The organism is Rhizobium sp. S152, from assembly GCF_030380735.1.
GTDB lineage: Bacteria > Pseudomonadota > Alphaproteobacteria > Rhizobiales > Rhizobiaceae > Rhizobium.
Genome location: NZ_JAUDRZ010000008.1, coordinates 228,002 through 240,456, shown reverse-complemented (window position 1 = coordinate 240,456; position 12,455 = coordinate 228,002). Strand labels below are relative to the sequence as shown.

General features: G+C 60.7%; 19 protein-coding genes and 1 tRNA gene. 7 read left to right on the top strand and 13 right to left on the bottom strand.

Annotation, left to right across the window (positions count from 1 at the left end; genetic code table 11):
* The first annotated feature begins 79 nt into the window (after window positions 1–79).
* From QTL95_RS10695 to QTL95_RS10685, 3 genes are all read left to right on the top strand, one after another.
* Window positions 80–997: a glycosyltransferase family 2 protein gene (locus QTL95_RS10695; protein ID WP_289719948.1), complete on the top strand. Its 918-nt coding sequence runs from the start codon at window positions 80–82 to the stop codon at window positions 995–997.
* Window positions 998–1,061: 64 nt separating this feature from the next.
* Window positions 1,062–2,552, top strand: a complete 1,491-nt coding sequence (locus tag QTL95_RS10690; protein WP_289719947.1) for a lipopolysaccharide biosynthesis protein — start codon at window positions 1,062–1,064, stop codon at window positions 2,550–2,552.
* A gap of 50 nt (window positions 2,553–2,602) precedes the next feature.
* The gene (locus QTL95_RS10685; protein ID WP_289719946.1) at window positions 2,603–3,622 is read left to right on the top strand and encodes a polysaccharide pyruvyl transferase family protein; all 1,020 of its coding nucleotides are present in this window, start codon (window positions 2,603–2,605) and stop codon (window positions 3,620–3,622) included.
* A 6-nt stretch (window positions 3,623–3,628) separates the two neighbouring features.
* Here QTL95_RS10685 and QTL95_RS10680 read toward each other — a convergent pair whose 3' ends face one another.
* Both QTL95_RS10680 and QTL95_RS10675 read right to left on the bottom strand, forming a co-directional pair.
* Complete coding sequence (locus QTL95_RS10680; RefSeq protein ID WP_289719945.1) at window positions 3,629–4,528, bottom strand: DMT family transporter; 900 nt, start codon at window positions 4,526–4,528, stop codon at window positions 3,629–3,631.
* Window positions 4,529–4,675: 147 nt separating this feature from the next.
* On the bottom strand, window positions 4,676–5,104 hold the full coding sequence (locus tag QTL95_RS10675) for an OsmC family protein (protein WP_289719944.1): 429 nt from the start codon (window positions 5,102–5,104) through the stop codon (window positions 4,676–4,678).
* Window positions 5,105–5,329: 225 nt separating this feature from the next.
* On the opposite strand from QTL95_RS10675, the gene QTL95_RS10670 reads away from it, so the two are divergent.
* The gene (locus tag QTL95_RS10670) at window positions 5,330–5,536 is read left to right on the top strand and encodes a hypothetical protein (protein ID WP_289719943.1); all 207 of its coding nucleotides are present in this window, start codon (window positions 5,330–5,332) and stop codon (window positions 5,534–5,536) included.
* 79 nt (window positions 5,537–5,615) lie between these two features.
* Here the strand turns inward: QTL95_RS10670 and QTL95_RS10665 are convergent, their stop codons facing one another.
* Window positions 5,616–6,023 (bottom strand): hypothetical protein, encoded by a 408-nt coding sequence (locus tag QTL95_RS10665; protein WP_289719942.1) that lies wholly within the window; start codon window positions 6,021–6,023, stop codon window positions 5,616–5,618.
* Between the two features lie 153 nt (window positions 6,024–6,176).
* Here QTL95_RS10665 and QTL95_RS10660 point away from each other — a divergent pair, with 153 nt between their 5' ends.
* Window positions 6,177–6,410 carry a hypothetical protein gene (locus tag QTL95_RS10660; protein WP_289719941.1) on the top strand — a complete coding sequence of 78 codons (234 nt, stop codon included), beginning with the start codon at window positions 6,177–6,179 and terminating at the stop codon, window positions 6,408–6,410.
* Window positions 6,411–6,464: 54 nt separating this feature from the next.
* Here QTL95_RS10660 and QTL95_RS10655 read toward each other — a convergent pair whose 3' ends face one another.
* Window positions 6,465–6,782 (bottom strand): BrnA antitoxin family protein, encoded by a 318-nt coding sequence (locus QTL95_RS10655; RefSeq protein WP_289719940.1) that lies wholly within the window; start codon window positions 6,780–6,782, stop codon window positions 6,465–6,467.
* Complete coding sequence (locus QTL95_RS10650; RefSeq protein WP_289719939.1) at window positions 6,758–7,045, bottom strand: BrnT family toxin; 288 nt, start codon at window positions 7,043–7,045, stop codon at window positions 6,758–6,760. The genes QTL95_RS10655 and QTL95_RS10650 overlap by 25 nt, the downstream gene beginning before the upstream one ends.
* Before the next feature lie 112 nt (window positions 7,046–7,157).
* On the opposite strand from QTL95_RS10650, the gene QTL95_RS10645 reads away from it, so the two are divergent.
* Together QTL95_RS10645 and QTL95_RS10640 are read left to right on the top strand one after the other, a co-directional pair.
* Window positions 7,158–7,451, top strand: coding sequence for a hypothetical protein (locus QTL95_RS10645; RefSeq protein WP_289719938.1), 294 nt, complete (start codon window positions 7,158–7,160; stop codon window positions 7,449–7,451).
* Window positions 7,452–7,477: 26 nt separating this feature from the next.
* Window positions 7,478–8,068 (top strand): hypothetical protein, encoded by a 591-nt coding sequence (locus tag QTL95_RS10640; RefSeq protein WP_289719937.1) that lies wholly within the window; start codon window positions 7,478–7,480, stop codon window positions 8,066–8,068.
* Between the two features lie 47 nt (window positions 8,069–8,115).
* Here the strand turns inward: QTL95_RS10640 and QTL95_RS10635 are convergent.
* The 8 genes from QTL95_RS10635 to QTL95_RS10600 form a co-directional block, all read right to left on the bottom strand.
* Window positions 8,116–8,191 (bottom strand) — tRNA-Phe (locus QTL95_RS10635).
* A 182-nt stretch (window positions 8,192–8,373) separates the two neighbouring features.
* Window positions 8,374–8,583, bottom strand: coding sequence for a DNA gyrase inhibitor YacG (gene yacG, locus QTL95_RS10630; protein ID WP_289719936.1), 210 nt, complete (start codon window positions 8,581–8,583; stop codon window positions 8,374–8,376).
* Between the two features lie 30 nt (window positions 8,584–8,613).
* Entirely contained in the window at window positions 8,614–9,234 is a 621-nt protein-coding gene (locus QTL95_RS10625) for a Maf-like protein (RefSeq protein WP_037187528.1), read from the bottom strand.
* 56 nt (window positions 9,235–9,290) lie between these two features.
* Complete coding sequence (gene infA / locus QTL95_RS10620; protein WP_003545338.1) at window positions 9,291–9,509, bottom strand: translation initiation factor IF-1; 219 nt, start codon at window positions 9,507–9,509, stop codon at window positions 9,291–9,293.
* Between the two features lie 118 nt (window positions 9,510–9,627).
* Window positions 9,628–10,113, bottom strand: coding sequence for an arsenate-mycothiol transferase ArsC (locus QTL95_RS10615; RefSeq protein ID WP_442981282.1), 486 nt, complete (start codon window positions 10,111–10,113; stop codon window positions 9,628–9,630).
* Window positions 10,110–10,583 carry a UPF0262 family protein gene (locus QTL95_RS10610; protein ID WP_289719929.1) on the bottom strand — a complete coding sequence of 158 codons (474 nt, stop codon included), beginning with the start codon at window positions 10,581–10,583 and terminating at the stop codon, window positions 10,110–10,112. The genes QTL95_RS10615 and QTL95_RS10610 overlap by 4 nt, the downstream gene beginning before the upstream one ends.
* Before the next feature lie 3 nt (window positions 10,584–10,586).
* The gene (hisD, locus tag QTL95_RS10605; protein ID WP_289719928.1) at window positions 10,587–11,885 is read right to left on the bottom strand and encodes a histidinol dehydrogenase; all 1,299 of its coding nucleotides are present in this window, start codon (window positions 11,883–11,885) and stop codon (window positions 10,587–10,589) included.
* Window positions 11,886–11,926: 41 nt separating this feature from the next.
* Window positions 11,927–12,364, bottom strand: coding sequence for a DUF2948 family protein (locus tag QTL95_RS10600; RefSeq protein WP_289719927.1), 438 nt, complete (start codon window positions 12,362–12,364; stop codon window positions 11,927–11,929).
* Window positions 12,365–12,455: the final 91 nt, after the last annotated feature.

Genomic DNA, 12,455 nt, shown 5'->3' with positions numbered 1-12,455 from the left:
TGCAACGCAAAAAGCTCCTTGCCGAAGCGGGGCCTGCGCCCTATCCTCGCCTCGACATCGATAGCAGAAGGGGAATTGCATGCCTCCTCGGCCCGTGGACATCAGCCTGATCATCTCGTCGAGAAATCGGGCCTATGGACTGAAGAACTGCCTGGATGCCGTCTCGGTTGCCGCCAGCCACGCGGCCTATCTGCGACTGGAACTCGTCTTCGTGGACAATGGTTCCACCGACGACACCTCCGAGATCGTCAGCACATGGGCGCTGACGGCGCCGATCCAGACCAACCTGATTTTCGAAGGCCGGCCCGGCCTCGCCGTTGCCCGCAACACAGGCATGAGGGCCGCCCGCGGCCGCGTGCTCGCCTTCACGGACGACGATTGCGAGATCTTCCCGGATTACTTCGCAACGCTCGCCGCGCTCTTCGCCAGCGACACCGAGATGGTGATGCGCGGCGGACGCATCGAGCTTGGGGACGCGCGCGACCTGCCTATCACCATCAAGCCGGAACTCGAGCCGGCGGTGCTGACCAGCGACCTGCATGCCGGCGGCTTCATCCACGGCGCCAACATGGCGTTTCCGCATGGGTTGATCGACAAGGTCGGGCTGTTCGACACCCGCTTCGGTGCCGGCGCCACCTTCCGTTCAGGCGAAGATACCGACTATGTGCACCGGACCTTCAATGCCGGCGTGCGTGTCGAATATCTGCCAGAGTTTGCTGTTAAGCACTTTCATGGACGGCGCGAGATCGCCGACGTGAAGAAACTTCAGAGCGGCTACGCCTTCGGCAACGGCGCGCTTTACGCGAAGTACCTGTTCGACCGCCGTTCCAACATGCGCGGCATGCTACGCTGGGATATCCGGCAGGCCATCATGGAAGCGATGGGCCGCCGCAAGCTCAGCGACGACCTGGGACTGACCTACCGCAGCCAGCTGCGCGACAACCTAGTGGGGATGCTCGCCTATTGGCGCGGCCCGAAGACGGAACACACAGCTTAAGCGTTCTGCACCACCACCTGAACGAACGCGCAGCCCTGCGCGCGCACAGTCGATTGGATACTGAATGCCCGATACGGCAATTGCCCACGCCGACCTGAAGAAAAAAACCGCGCTGTCCGTCCTCTGGTCGGTGATCCGCGTCGCCTGGAGCACGATTGCCACCTTCGTGATCTTCGTCATCCTCGCGCGCATCCTCGGGCCTGGCGATTTCGGCACCTTCGCGCTGGCAAGCCTTTTGGTGGAGATCGGCCGCGTGCTCGCCTATGCCGGATTGGGTGATGCCGTGACCCGGCAGCTCGAACTCGACGAAGAGCTTGCCGATACCGCCTTCTGGGCGACGATCGCTTTCAGCGCCATCGTGGCCGGCCTGGTCTTCGTCTTTGCGCCCTATTACGGCGACCTCGTTCGCGATCCGGCCGTTGCCAACATCCTGCGCTGGCTGGCGCCGTTGCTGCCGATTTCCTCGCTCGCCGTTATCCATAACGCCCGCCTTGCCCGCGACTTCGGCCACAAGAGCCTCGCCGGACAGGCAATCGCGGCAAGCCTGCTTTCCGGCATCACGGCGGTCGCCTGCGCCTTCATGGGGTGGGGCGTGTGGGCGCTGGTGGCGCAGACCGCGGTTAACGCCATCGTCACCGTGCTGCTTGGCTGGTTCTCCTACCCCTGGATGCCGAAGTTCCGCTTCAACGTGCCGATGTTCCGTTCGGTTTTCCTGTTCAGCGTCAGCCTCGTCGTCACGCAGCTGATGTGGATGCTGCTTGCCCGCGTGCAGGACATCTTCATTTCGCGCTGGTACGGGCCGGTTGAAGTCGGTCGCTACCGTATCGCCTGGCGGCTGATCGAGCTGATCGGACAGGCCGTTCTCGCGCCGATCGGCAGCGTCTCGCTAATTACGCTGTCGCGCCTGCAGAACGACCGCGTCGCCTTCCGCAATGCCTACAACAAGATAGTCGGCGCGGCTGCGCTTGGCGCGATCCCGCTGCTGCTCGGCTTCGGCGCGCTTTCCACCGACATGATCGCCATGCTGTTCGGCGACAAGTGGGGCAATGCCGGCGATATCGCGACGGTATTGGTGTTGATGGCCGTGCCTTTCGTGATGAACTTCTTCGCGTCCTCGGCGCTCTCGGCCGTCAACAAGGCGGAATCGGTGCTCTCGGTCGCGGCACTCCAGCTCGTCACCACGCTGATCCTGACCTGGCTGCTGGTGCCCTATGGCGTGGTCGCCGTTGCGGCCGGCTACACGATCCGCGCCTGGCTCACCATGCCGTACCAGCAGTATGTGCTGGCGCGCTTTGCCGGCATCGATGCCAAGAGCACGCTGAAGGCTGTCGCCCTGCCCTTCTGCGGCTCGGTGCTGATGGCTGTCTGCGTCTGGTTCGCCCATCCCGTGATCGTCGAGCACATCCATAACCGCTGGCTCGCGCTCGGCGTCAGCATCGGCCTCGGCGCCGTGATCTATCTCGCCTTCCTGCCGGTCTTCGGCCGGTCCGCCATTCGCCCCTACATCGCGCTCGCCATGTCGCTCAATCCGCTACGCAAGCGGGCGCAGGCATGACGCCGCATCCTCTCATCCGGACCTCTTGTCCCTGAAACAAGGAGCCTTTCATGGAATCCAATATTACGATCATCAGCCGCCTTCAGGGCCTGATCGCCAATTGCCTTTCCGATCTGTTCGACCCATCCGAGCGCTACGCGCTGCTGGACTTCCCGAACCACTACAATATCGGCGACAGCGCTATCTGGCTCGGCGAACTCGCCTATTTCGACGGCAAGCGGTCGCGTCCGAACTATGTGACCGAGATTCCGACCTATAGCGAGGAGCGGATGCTCGGTGCCATCGGCGACGGGCGCATCTTCCTGCATGGCGGCGGCAACTTCGGCGACATCTGGGCCGGTTACCGGCAGTTCCGCGAAGGCATGCTCGACCGGCACAAGGGACGTCCGATCGTGCAGCTTCCGCAGACGATCCATTTCAAGGACCAGGAAAACGTCGATAGCACGGCGCGCGCGATCGAGCGGCATGGCAATTTCACGTTGCTCGTGCGCGACAAGAAGAGCCTCGCCTTCGCGCAGCGCTGGTTCCAGTGCGAAGTGCGCATGTGCCCCGACATGGCATTCTGCATCGGCCCTGTCACCAAGCCAGCGCCACAGCACGAGTTGCTACTCAATCTCCGCGAAGACCAGGAAGTGGGCGGCGCTCAGGACCTGACGGCGGCGACGATGCGCTCCGGCACGGTGAAGTCCGACTGGCCGGACGAGCCCGCGGACTTCCAGCGCCAGACCAAGCATGCGGCCATTCTGAAGGGCCTGCTCAGCGGCCGCATCGGTGGCCGCGCGAAAATGACCGAGCTCGCCTATCGCGAGCGCGCCCAGCAGCGCTTCGACCGCGGCGTGGCACTGCTCGGCTCGGCCAAGCAGGTGATCACCGACCGCATGCATGGCCACATCATGTGCCTGCTGATCGGCGCCGACCATTGCGTGCTCGACAACAGCTACGGCAAGACCAGCAGCTTCATCGAGGCGTGGAACACCTGCAACACGGACAAGGCGCAGCTGGCCGCGACCGTGGACGAGGCGCTCGCCATTCTCGATGCGCGCCGCGTCGGCCATGCGGCCGTTGCCTGATTGAAATCAGCCTCGCCGGGCGATTGCGATCCCGGCGAGCACCACTAGGCCGCCGATGGCCTGCATCGGCCCAAGGGGTTCGTTCAGGAGGACCCACGCGAGGATTGCCGCGACGACGGGCTGCAGGAGCAGCGTCAGCGACGAGAAGGCGGCTGGCAGATAGGCGAGCGCATAGGCAATCGCCACCTGCCCGCCGGCATGGCTGATGAAGGCGAGACCGAAAACGATCGACCATCCGTAGACGCTTGCCGGCAACAGGTTACCTTCGAAGAAGAAAGCCAGCGGAAAGATGCAGACGGCGGCCGATGCCGTGCTCCATAGCATGATCCGAAGCGTATCGAAGCGGCTGCGCAGCTGGCCGATCGCCAGGATATAGCCCGCATAGAACACCGCTGCGACGATCGCGACGGCATCGCCCCTGAGATCGCCATTGCCGAGCGCCGCCGGACCGCCCTTCAGGATCACGACACCGACGAGCGCCAGCACCAGACCCGCCGTGAAGATGCGGGTGACCGACGCCCCAAGAAAGGCGACGCCGATCAGGGCAACGAAGACGGGAGCGAGGTTGGCGAGCAGGGTCGCATTGGCAACCGAGGTCATGGTGATCGACAGATGCCAGGCAGCAAGGTCCAGGGCGAGGATGGCGCCCGGGAGGATCAGCAGGGCGTAGTCGGCCAGGGTGCTCGGTGCCGGGCCTGCACTCTTGCGCTTGATGATCGAGAAGATGAAGATCGGGATTAGCGCCAGCGCCACGCGCCAGAAGGCGGTGGCCATCGGACCAACCTCGGAAAGGCGGACGAAAATCGGCGAACCGCCGATAGCGGCACCTCCGAGGATCAGCGCCGCAAGAGCGATGCGATTGCCTGACGGAGCGGATTGCGAGACGGTGGAGGCGGGCTGCGACATGAACTCGGTGCTTTCTGCGCCGCCCATTGCTTCAGGCGGCGCGATCTGACCAGCCGATTAGCAGAAGCCCGCTTCGCGAGATAGCCGGTGCGCGACAAAAGCAGGCAAGAACCTCTTATTCCCGCCTGCCGGCCGGCCGCGCCCGGATCACTCCGCGATCGTCGTCGAAAAGGACGGGTTGCCGCGAATGGTGTTGCTGACCGTGCAGATCTCGTCCTCGGCGGCATGAATGATCTTATGGCGGGTTTCTTCGTCGATATCGCCTTTGATCGAGAAGACAATATTGAAGGTCTCGACGCGGGACAATCCTTCCGTCGCCTTCACACCAGTGACGTCGGCGGTGATGTCGGCGATCTTGTCGAGCACGCCCATCTGGCTCGCGGCCATCCGCGCGCTCAACACCAGGCAGGCCGACAGCGAGGCGTAGAGCAGATCCAGCGGATTGAAGCCCGGCTGCGACGGCGAGGTGACGATATCAAGCTCGCCCTTGGTGGCTGAGGTTACGTGCGGGAAACCGGTGCGCCCAAGTACGGCGGTTGCGCCAACGGGGCGGGTACGAGCCTTGAGATCGGCCATGGGGAAATCCTTTGATCAAAATGATTGCCTTCAGATAAGCGCTCCGTGCGCCGACGGCAATGCGCCGGAAGGTCGTGGCCGGGAAATCCACCGCGACTCGCCTGCCCGAGATCGTCTTCCCGTCAACCCCAGTTTGGACCGCCCATTTCTGAGGATAGCTCCGCGCCAGCATCCGCAGGCAATATGCACGTGCACTAAAACAGAAACGACTCATTGGAGCATTCCATGCGAGAACATTCGACTGTTGCCGTTGCGCCCAATGTATATCTGAGTGCCGAGCCCTTCGGCTATGTCAGGAAAGTCTATGTGGACGACGAAGCGTGCTGGGGTCTGTTCGATTCCGATGGCGATGTAATCTTCGTCGGCGATATCGCCGACGAATGCCATACTTACGCGGAGAAAGAGCGAATCCGCATCCAGATCGTTCACTGAACGCAACACGCGCTTCGACATGAGCACAGGCACCGCCCACGCAGGACAAGAAAACCTTCAAACGCAAACCGACCGATGGTCAGTTGACAACTGGATTGCGCGGCGACGCCACCGAAACGTCTTCGCCCGAGAAAATGATGAAGGCAAAGATGAGAACGCCGGCGAAGGTGATGAGCGAGGCGGCGGCCACGATCGGCTCCATCGCCATGTTGCCGAGCAGCATGAGATAGAGCGCCGGTACCATCAGCGTCACGCCTGCCGTGTAGACGTAATACTGGATAAAGGCGATGCGCTTTTCCGCCTTTCGCGGATTGAGAGCGTGATAGCCGCCGAAGATGGCCATCGTCACCCAACCCAGAAGATTGCAATGCGCATGCGCGCCGATGACGCTGTGATCCTGCGAGATCGCCATGTTCAGGCCCATGCCAATCCCGACGATCAGGAAGATGATCGCCGTCTTGAAGTACAGTTTCGAGATGCGTGGCATTGGATGTCCCCTCCGTTGACGCCAACAGCATTAGCACTTCCGAATAAAATAAAGAATGGGCTCACGCGTCCCTAAAGCCGCCACGCTTCATCAGCACTTTCTTAAACTGCAATCGACTAGACTTGGCGCGTGCAGGTCACGCGGAGGAATGAGATGAGAGACATCTACAGGCCATTCGTCGCCAGCGACGATCCCGACCGGGACGTCCGCTGCCAGGACGCACTGCAATTCGCATTCCATGATCTCCTCGACGCCGCCGGAAAGGCCGGCTGGGGCGAGCGCGAGACCGTCGACGCGATCATGAACCTCGCGGAAGACCGCCTGCGGACGCTTGGAGCCAACGATGACGCGCAGACGCTATTGGATGTGTTGCGGAAGATGGCTTGAGACCGAGCGTTGGTTGGCAATTGACCACGTAGCCTGAGTGCCCTTCCCGAACTTCTAGATACCCGCGGCTTTTCGCAAAGCCTCGTTCATTCGAGCCTGCCAACCTTTGCCGCCCGCGCGAAACTTGGCGACAACATCTTCGTCCAACCGCAGGGTGATCTGTTTCTTCGGATGTTCCAGTGGTGGACGTCCGCGCGACCTGCGATGCTCATCCATGGCCTTGAAAAAATCAGGCGGCAGCACTTCGCTCGCGGGACGCATGCGTGCGAGTTCATCATCTGTCAGCTCCGGAAAGTCGACAGCGTCCCAGTCGTCTTTGGTATAGCCTCGGCCCGGCTCGAACGTCTTCACTCTCTCTGTCTTTGGGGCCATGAAAGTCTCTTTCTCTCTTTGGCGCTCGCAGGCCGAAAGCTGATGATCGAGACAGCTTCCGTTCCGAGAGTCATGAAAGTTACAGCCGCCGTTCCATCGTGGAAATAGCCAATTGCTTTCAGCCGCCTCTTGCCCAGGGCGTCCAAGCCGCCTTCCTCGATGAGCGCGGTCGCCCAATCGAGATCGCTGACATCAGCAAAGTCAAAACCGTGCTTTTCTAGATTGGCTTGCCGCTTGTGTTCATCCCAGACGATTTTCGTCATTTAATGTAACTACAATTAATTGAGATATCAAGCGGAACATCATTCGGAAAGAGCACAGTTTCCGCAAACAATGACTTCACACAAATGCAAAGAAACACCCCTAGAGACATTCATGAGCAAAGTTCTTCGCGCTTCGCGCTGCCACTTCTCAGCAAAATCAAAGCAACACGATATTGGAGCTTCGTCAATGTCCGAACTAGATGATCTTCTCCGCCAGAAAGCAGAAATTGAAGCACGCATCTTTGAGGTGCGCATGCAGGAGATTGATAGGCTCAGGCTAGAGTTTGCAGAACTTGCCTATAAACTTCGAGAACTAAACGGTTTGCCCAAACCGCTCGTTGACGTTTTTACCGACAAGGCCGGCACCTTCAATTCCTACCGCGTTATGAGTGTGAAAAAGCCATAGAAGCCACCATACGATGGGGACCAGCGATGGATCTGGCATACTTGGCAAAGAATGTAGCATCAGCTGAACGCGCGCGATTAAGGCTGTTACGTTCAGGCTTCACTATCAGCGGGCATAAAATTTGGAGTAGCGACGAAGACAAGATCTGCCAGATCTTCTATCCTGACTATTTTGCACTATGCCAGATTCTGGACACTCGATCCAAGAAGGCAATACAAACTCGTTGTCAGAGGCTTGGCTTAGTGCCGGCGCGACAGAGTTGGCAATGGGCAGCACGGCAACAATTACGCAAATTATATCCCGCTGCACATAGAGATGAAATCTGCGAGGCCTTTCCTGGTGTAGAATGGAAGAAAATTCAATCCGCCGCGCGATACTACGGCTATCGACGAACGAAAAAGCCTTACAAGATTACTGGCATACTCTCGCTCGATCAAAGCAGAAGACGTTGCTATGACATAAAATGGACCATGCGTGATCTGGATGAAGAAGCCGGAACAAAGCGTTATTTCCAGACCCGCGGCTACCGTAGTGACTACCCCAACTATAAGGCCATAGGGCGAGCAGCAATAGTACTCGGTGGACGCCTAGAAGTCCGCTGGAACGAGGACAGCTAACTGGATGACCTCTGAAAAAACATCTGCCGCTTTGATTTAAGTAAGAGTGGTGCCCAGACGCGGATTTGAACCACGGACACGCGGATTTTCAATCCGCTGCTCTACCAACTGAGCTATCTGGGCTTACCGACTTCGGCCCGGTCCCTGCTTTGAAGAACCGCTGGGGTTTGGTTTTCCCCGGAAGCGAGCGGGGTTATAACATCTTGTTCGGACATGGCAAGCGCCAAATGAGAGTTTTTTGACAGCCTGCTAAATTTTCCGAATTCCCAAGCAAAATGAATGGCTTCCCTGTGGACAAGCGGCCGCTATTCCTCGTCGGGGTATTCCGCCTTGCTTTCGTCCTCGCCGACAGGAATGGCGTAGGCGCCGTTCAGCCAGCGCGACAGATCGAGTTCTCGGCAGCGGTTCGAGCAGAAGGGGTAGTGTTCGCGATGAGAGGGCTTGCCGCATTCCGGGCATGGCATTGCCTTGCGTAGCGGCTCGACCTTGGCACTCACCTTGTTTTCGTCGGACATGGTCGTCTCTCGGGTTCTGGCCCGGCAGGTTCAGCCTTCGGGCCATCTGGTGTGGACGTCGAAGCCCTCACCGGTCAGAAGCAGGATGGTCTCGTAAAGCGGCAGACCCACGACATTGGTGTAGGAGCCTACCATCTTCTGCACGAAGGTTCCGGCCAATCCCTGGATGCCGTAGGCGCCGGCCTTGCCGCGCCACTGGCCGGAAGCGAGATAGTTTTCGATCTCGAAGCCGGAGAGGCGCTTGAAGCGCACCTTGGTCTCGACGATCTTCTGGCGGATCTTGCGATCGGGGGTCACTAGGCAGACGCCGGTATAGACCCAGTGGCTGCGGCCGGAGAGCAGGTAGAGCGAGGCCGAAGCCTCGTCGGCGAACTCAGCCTTGCCGAGAATGCGGCGGCCGACGGCGACGACGGTATCGGCGGCCAGGATGTAGCTGCCCTTCCAGGTCATGTCGCCCTTGATCGCGGCAAGGGCTGCTTCCGCCTTTTCCGTGGAGAGGCGGCGGGCCAGCGAGCGCGGGTGCTCCGACTTCTTCGGCGTCTCGTCGATATCCATCGGCATCAGGCGCGATGGTTCGATCCCTGCCTGATTGAGCAGATCGACACGGCGGGGCGAGCCGGATGCCAGAATGAGCTTGTATTTGAGAGCCATGGATCCTCGACCACCGGGCAGACGGAGCGAAAGCCGACACGGCTTTCAGGCCAAGCTTACTTGAAACGATAGGTGATACGGCCCTTGGTCAGGTCGTAAGGCGTCATTTCCACAAGAACCTTGTCGCCCGCCAGAACGCGGATGCGGTTCTTGCGCATACGGCCGGCCGTGTGAGCGATGATCTCGTGCTCGTTTTCGAGCTTTACGCGGAACGTCGCGTTCGGCAAAAGTTCGGTGACGATACCCGGAAATTCGAGAACTTCTTCTTTAGGCATACAGGTGTTTTCTTCCTATCGGTTGAGATGACGGCTGTGGCCGCCTCAAAATTTGGGCGGAAACTACACAATCAGGGGAGGTTTGTGAACCGAATTGATCGGGTTTCCGTTATTTGTTTCACGCCGACTGGGCGGCTATGCCATTTCGGCGGACCAACTGGCTCTCTATCAAGCCAGTCAGGCGATCCCGGACATCGCGATAGCCTTCCAATATCTGTTCCCGCGTGCCTTGGACGACCGTCGGATCCGGCATCGGCCAGTAGACGACATCGATGGCGGTGGAGCGGGTCAATTCCAGTGCTGCGTGATGAGCCGGCGGCGAGAGCGAGACGATGAGATCGAAATAATCGTCCTCGAGTTCTTCCAGCCTTTGCGGCAGATGCCGCCCCAGCGACAGGCCGATCTCATCAAGCACCACGTCGACGAAGGGATCGCGTTCGCCGGCGCGCACGCCGGCAGAGCGTATATAGGTATTCGACGGCAGCATGCTACGGGCGATGACCTCCGCCATCGGCGAGCGAATGGCGTTCATGCCGCAAATGAAGAGGATCGCCCCCGGCATTGCCCCCTCGCCCGTCGTTCCCACAGTTTCCATGGCGATCATCCGCGCCAGTAAAGCACGCAGACCAGCGTGAAGAGCCTGCGGGCGGTATCGAAATCGATGTCGATCTTTCCGCCCAGCCGGTTCTTCAGGGTTTGCGAACCTTCGTTGTGGATGCCGCGCCTTCCCATGTCGATGGCCTCGATACGGCTTGGCGAGGCGGAGCGAATGGCTTCGTAATAGCTTTCGCAGATCAGGAAGTAGTCCTTCACGATGCGGCGAAAGGGCGTCAGCGACAGGATATGAGTAGCGACCGCCTCGCCGCCCTCGGTGGCGATGGCAAAGACCAGCTTGGAATCGGCGAGCGAGATGTTCAGCCTGTAGGGGCCGCCGGAATGGCCGATCGGCGTGAAGCTGTTTTCCTCGATCAGGTCGAAGATGGCGACCGCGCGCTCGTGCTCGACATCGGGCGTCGACCGGCCGATGGTGTCGTCCAGGACAACGTCGCAGAGCCGGAAGTCGCCCTTCTCCATCGCCTATTTTTCCAGGTTGAGACGGATCGCCACCGAGCGGGCATGCGCATCCAGCCCTTCGGAAACGGCAAGCGCGATCGCCGCCGGGCCGAGGGTGCGAAGCTGCTCCGGGCCGAGCCGCAGGATGGAGGTGCGCTTGACGAAATCCAGCACCGAGAGGCCGGAGGAGAAGCGCGCCGAGCGCGCCGTCGGCAGAACGTGGTTGGAGCCGCCGACGTAATCGCCGATCACCTCGGGCGTATGGGCGCCGACAAAGATGGCGCCGGCATTGCGGATCTTGTCGACCAGTGCATCGGGCTCGGCGACTGCAAGCTCCAGATGCTCGGCCGCGATGCGGTTGGCGAGCGGGATGGATGCCTCGATATCCTTGACCAGGATGATCGCGCCGAAGTCGCGCCAGCTGGCGGCGGCGGTCTCAGCCCGGTTAAGCGTCTGAAGCTGGCGCTCGACGGCGGCCTCGACGGCGCGGCCGAACTCGGCATCGTCGGTGATCAGGATCGACTGGGCGCTGACGTCATGTTCGGCCTGCGCGAGCAGATCAGCCGCGACCCAATCCGGATTGTTGGCCTTGTCGGCGATGACGAGCACTTCCGACGGACCAGCGATCATGTCGATGCCGACGGTACCGAAGACATGGCGCTTGGCGGCCGCCACATAGGCATTGCCGGGACCGGTGATCTTGGCCACCGGCGCGATGGTTTCCGTGCCATAGGCCAGCGCCGCGATCGCCTGCGCGCCGCCGATACGGTAGATCTCGGTAACGCCGGCAAGCTTGGCCGCGGCCAGAACGGCCGGATTGACCAGACCGCCCATGGTCGGAACGGCGATGACGATGCGATCGACGCCGGCGACCTTGGCCGGTATCGCGTTCATCAGCACCGAGCTCGGATAGCTCGCCGTGCCACCCGGCACGTAGAGACCGACCGCCTCGATCGCCGTCCAGCGCGATCCGAGGCCGACGCCCATGTCGTCCTCGTAGATATCGTCCTTGGGCAACTGGCGGCGATGGTGGGATTCGATGCGGACGGCGGCGACCTTCAGCGCGCCCAGAACTTCCGCCGGTACGGCTTCGACGGCAGCCTCGATCTCGGCCTCGGTAACGCGCATCGGCGTCTTGGCGAAATCGACGCCGTCGAACTTCCGCGAATATTCGGCCAGCGCGCCGTCGCCGCGGTTACGCACGTCATCGATGATGCCGCGAACGACGACGTTCACATCTTCCGAGACTTCGCGCTTGGTCGTCAGAAAAGCAGCGAAGCGCTGTTCGAAACCATCCGATGTCTGATCCAGCCAGATTGCCAACGCCTGTCTTCCTCTTGCTATTCCGTTAAAACGATATGCGCTCAGGCGCCGGGATGGCGCGGTTTGGATGCGGTTTCCCACGCACCGCCAATATCCGCAAGCTGCACTTCGATGCATTCGACATCAAGGGCGATGCTTGCCGTGCCCGAGAGCGCAAGCTCGATGGTCCCATCGGGACCCTCGCCCTTCTGCGCGAAGCGGACGGCGAGCAGCGACAGGACTTCCTCGCGGTTCTTGCGATCGATGCCGACAGAGCGAACGGCGAGCACCCGCTTGAAGACAAGTGCCGCGCGGCGGCGCTCGAAGCCCTTGCGCTTTCTCGCGGCTTCTTCCCAGACGAAGCGGTTGGCTCCAATGGAAAACTGCGCGTCGCGCGGCGACCAGGCGATATCGGCGACCTTGAAGACGCTGTCCTGCATATGCGCGGACAGCACGCCCAGGTCTTCATCGTCCAGTGCAACGAGCTTCAGGTCAGTCATGCAGGCAAAACCCCATCCCACGGCATCGCCGGGATGGCGATGCGTCAGACAACGGACATAGGACGCGGCAACGCGATGCGCAACCGGGATG

Coding starts and splice junctions, on each gene's coding strand:
- QTL95_RS10695 (WP_289719948.1), top strand. CDS start 80: ATGCCTCCTCGGCCCGTGGACATCAGCCTGATCATCTCGTCGAGAAAT.
- QTL95_RS10690 (WP_289719947.1), top strand. CDS start 1,062: ATGCCCGATACGGCAATTGCCCACGCCGACCTGAAGAAAAAAACCGCG.
- QTL95_RS10685 (WP_289719946.1), top strand. CDS start 2,603: ATGGAATCCAATATTACGATCATCAGCCGCCTTCAGGGCCTGATCGCC.
- QTL95_RS10680 (WP_289719945.1), bottom strand. CDS start 4,528: ATGTCGCAGCCCGCCTCCACCGTCTCGCAATCCGCTCCGTCAGGCAAT.
- QTL95_RS10675 (WP_289719944.1), bottom strand. CDS start 5,104: ATGGCCGATCTCAAGGCTCGTACCCGCCCCGTTGGCGCAACCGCCGTA.
- QTL95_RS10670 (WP_289719943.1), top strand. CDS start 5,330: ATGCGAGAACATTCGACTGTTGCCGTTGCGCCCAATGTATATCTGAGT.
- QTL95_RS10665 (WP_289719942.1), bottom strand. CDS start 6,023: ATGCCACGCATCTCGAAACTGTACTTCAAGACGGCGATCATCTTCCTG.
- QTL95_RS10660 (WP_289719941.1), top strand. CDS start 6,177: ATGAGAGACATCTACAGGCCATTCGTCGCCAGCGACGATCCCGACCGG.
- QTL95_RS10655 (WP_289719940.1), bottom strand. CDS start 6,782: ATGGCCCCAAAGACAGAGAGAGTGAAGACGTTCGAGCCGGGCCGAGGC.
- QTL95_RS10650 (WP_289719939.1), bottom strand. CDS start 7,045: ATGACGAAAATCGTCTGGGATGAACACAAGCGGCAAGCCAATCTAGAA.
- QTL95_RS10645 (WP_289719938.1), top strand. CDS start 7,158: ATGAGCAAAGTTCTTCGCGCTTCGCGCTGCCACTTCTCAGCAAAATCA.
- QTL95_RS10640 (WP_289719937.1), top strand. CDS start 7,478: ATGGATCTGGCATACTTGGCAAAGAATGTAGCATCAGCTGAACGCGCG.
- yacG (WP_289719936.1), bottom strand. CDS start 8,583: ATGTCCGACGAAAACAAGGTGAGTGCCAAGGTCGAGCCGCTACGCAAG.
- QTL95_RS10625 (WP_037187528.1), bottom strand. CDS start 9,234: ATGGCTCTCAAATACAAGCTCATTCTGGCATCCGGCTCGCCCCGCCGT.
- infA (WP_003545338.1), bottom strand. CDS start 9,509: ATGCCTAAAGAAGAAGTTCTCGAATTTCCGGGTATCGTCACCGAACTT.
- QTL95_RS10615 (WP_442981282.1), bottom strand. CDS start 10,113: ATGATCGCCATGGAAACTGTGGGAACGACGGGCGAGGGGGCAATGCCG.
- QTL95_RS10610 (WP_289719929.1), bottom strand. CDS start 10,583: ATGGAGAAGGGCGACTTCCGGCTCTGCGACGTTGTCCTGGACGACACC.
- QTL95_RS10600 (WP_289719927.1), bottom strand. CDS start 12,364: ATGACTGACCTGAAGCTCGTTGCACTGGACGATGAAGACCTGGGCGTG.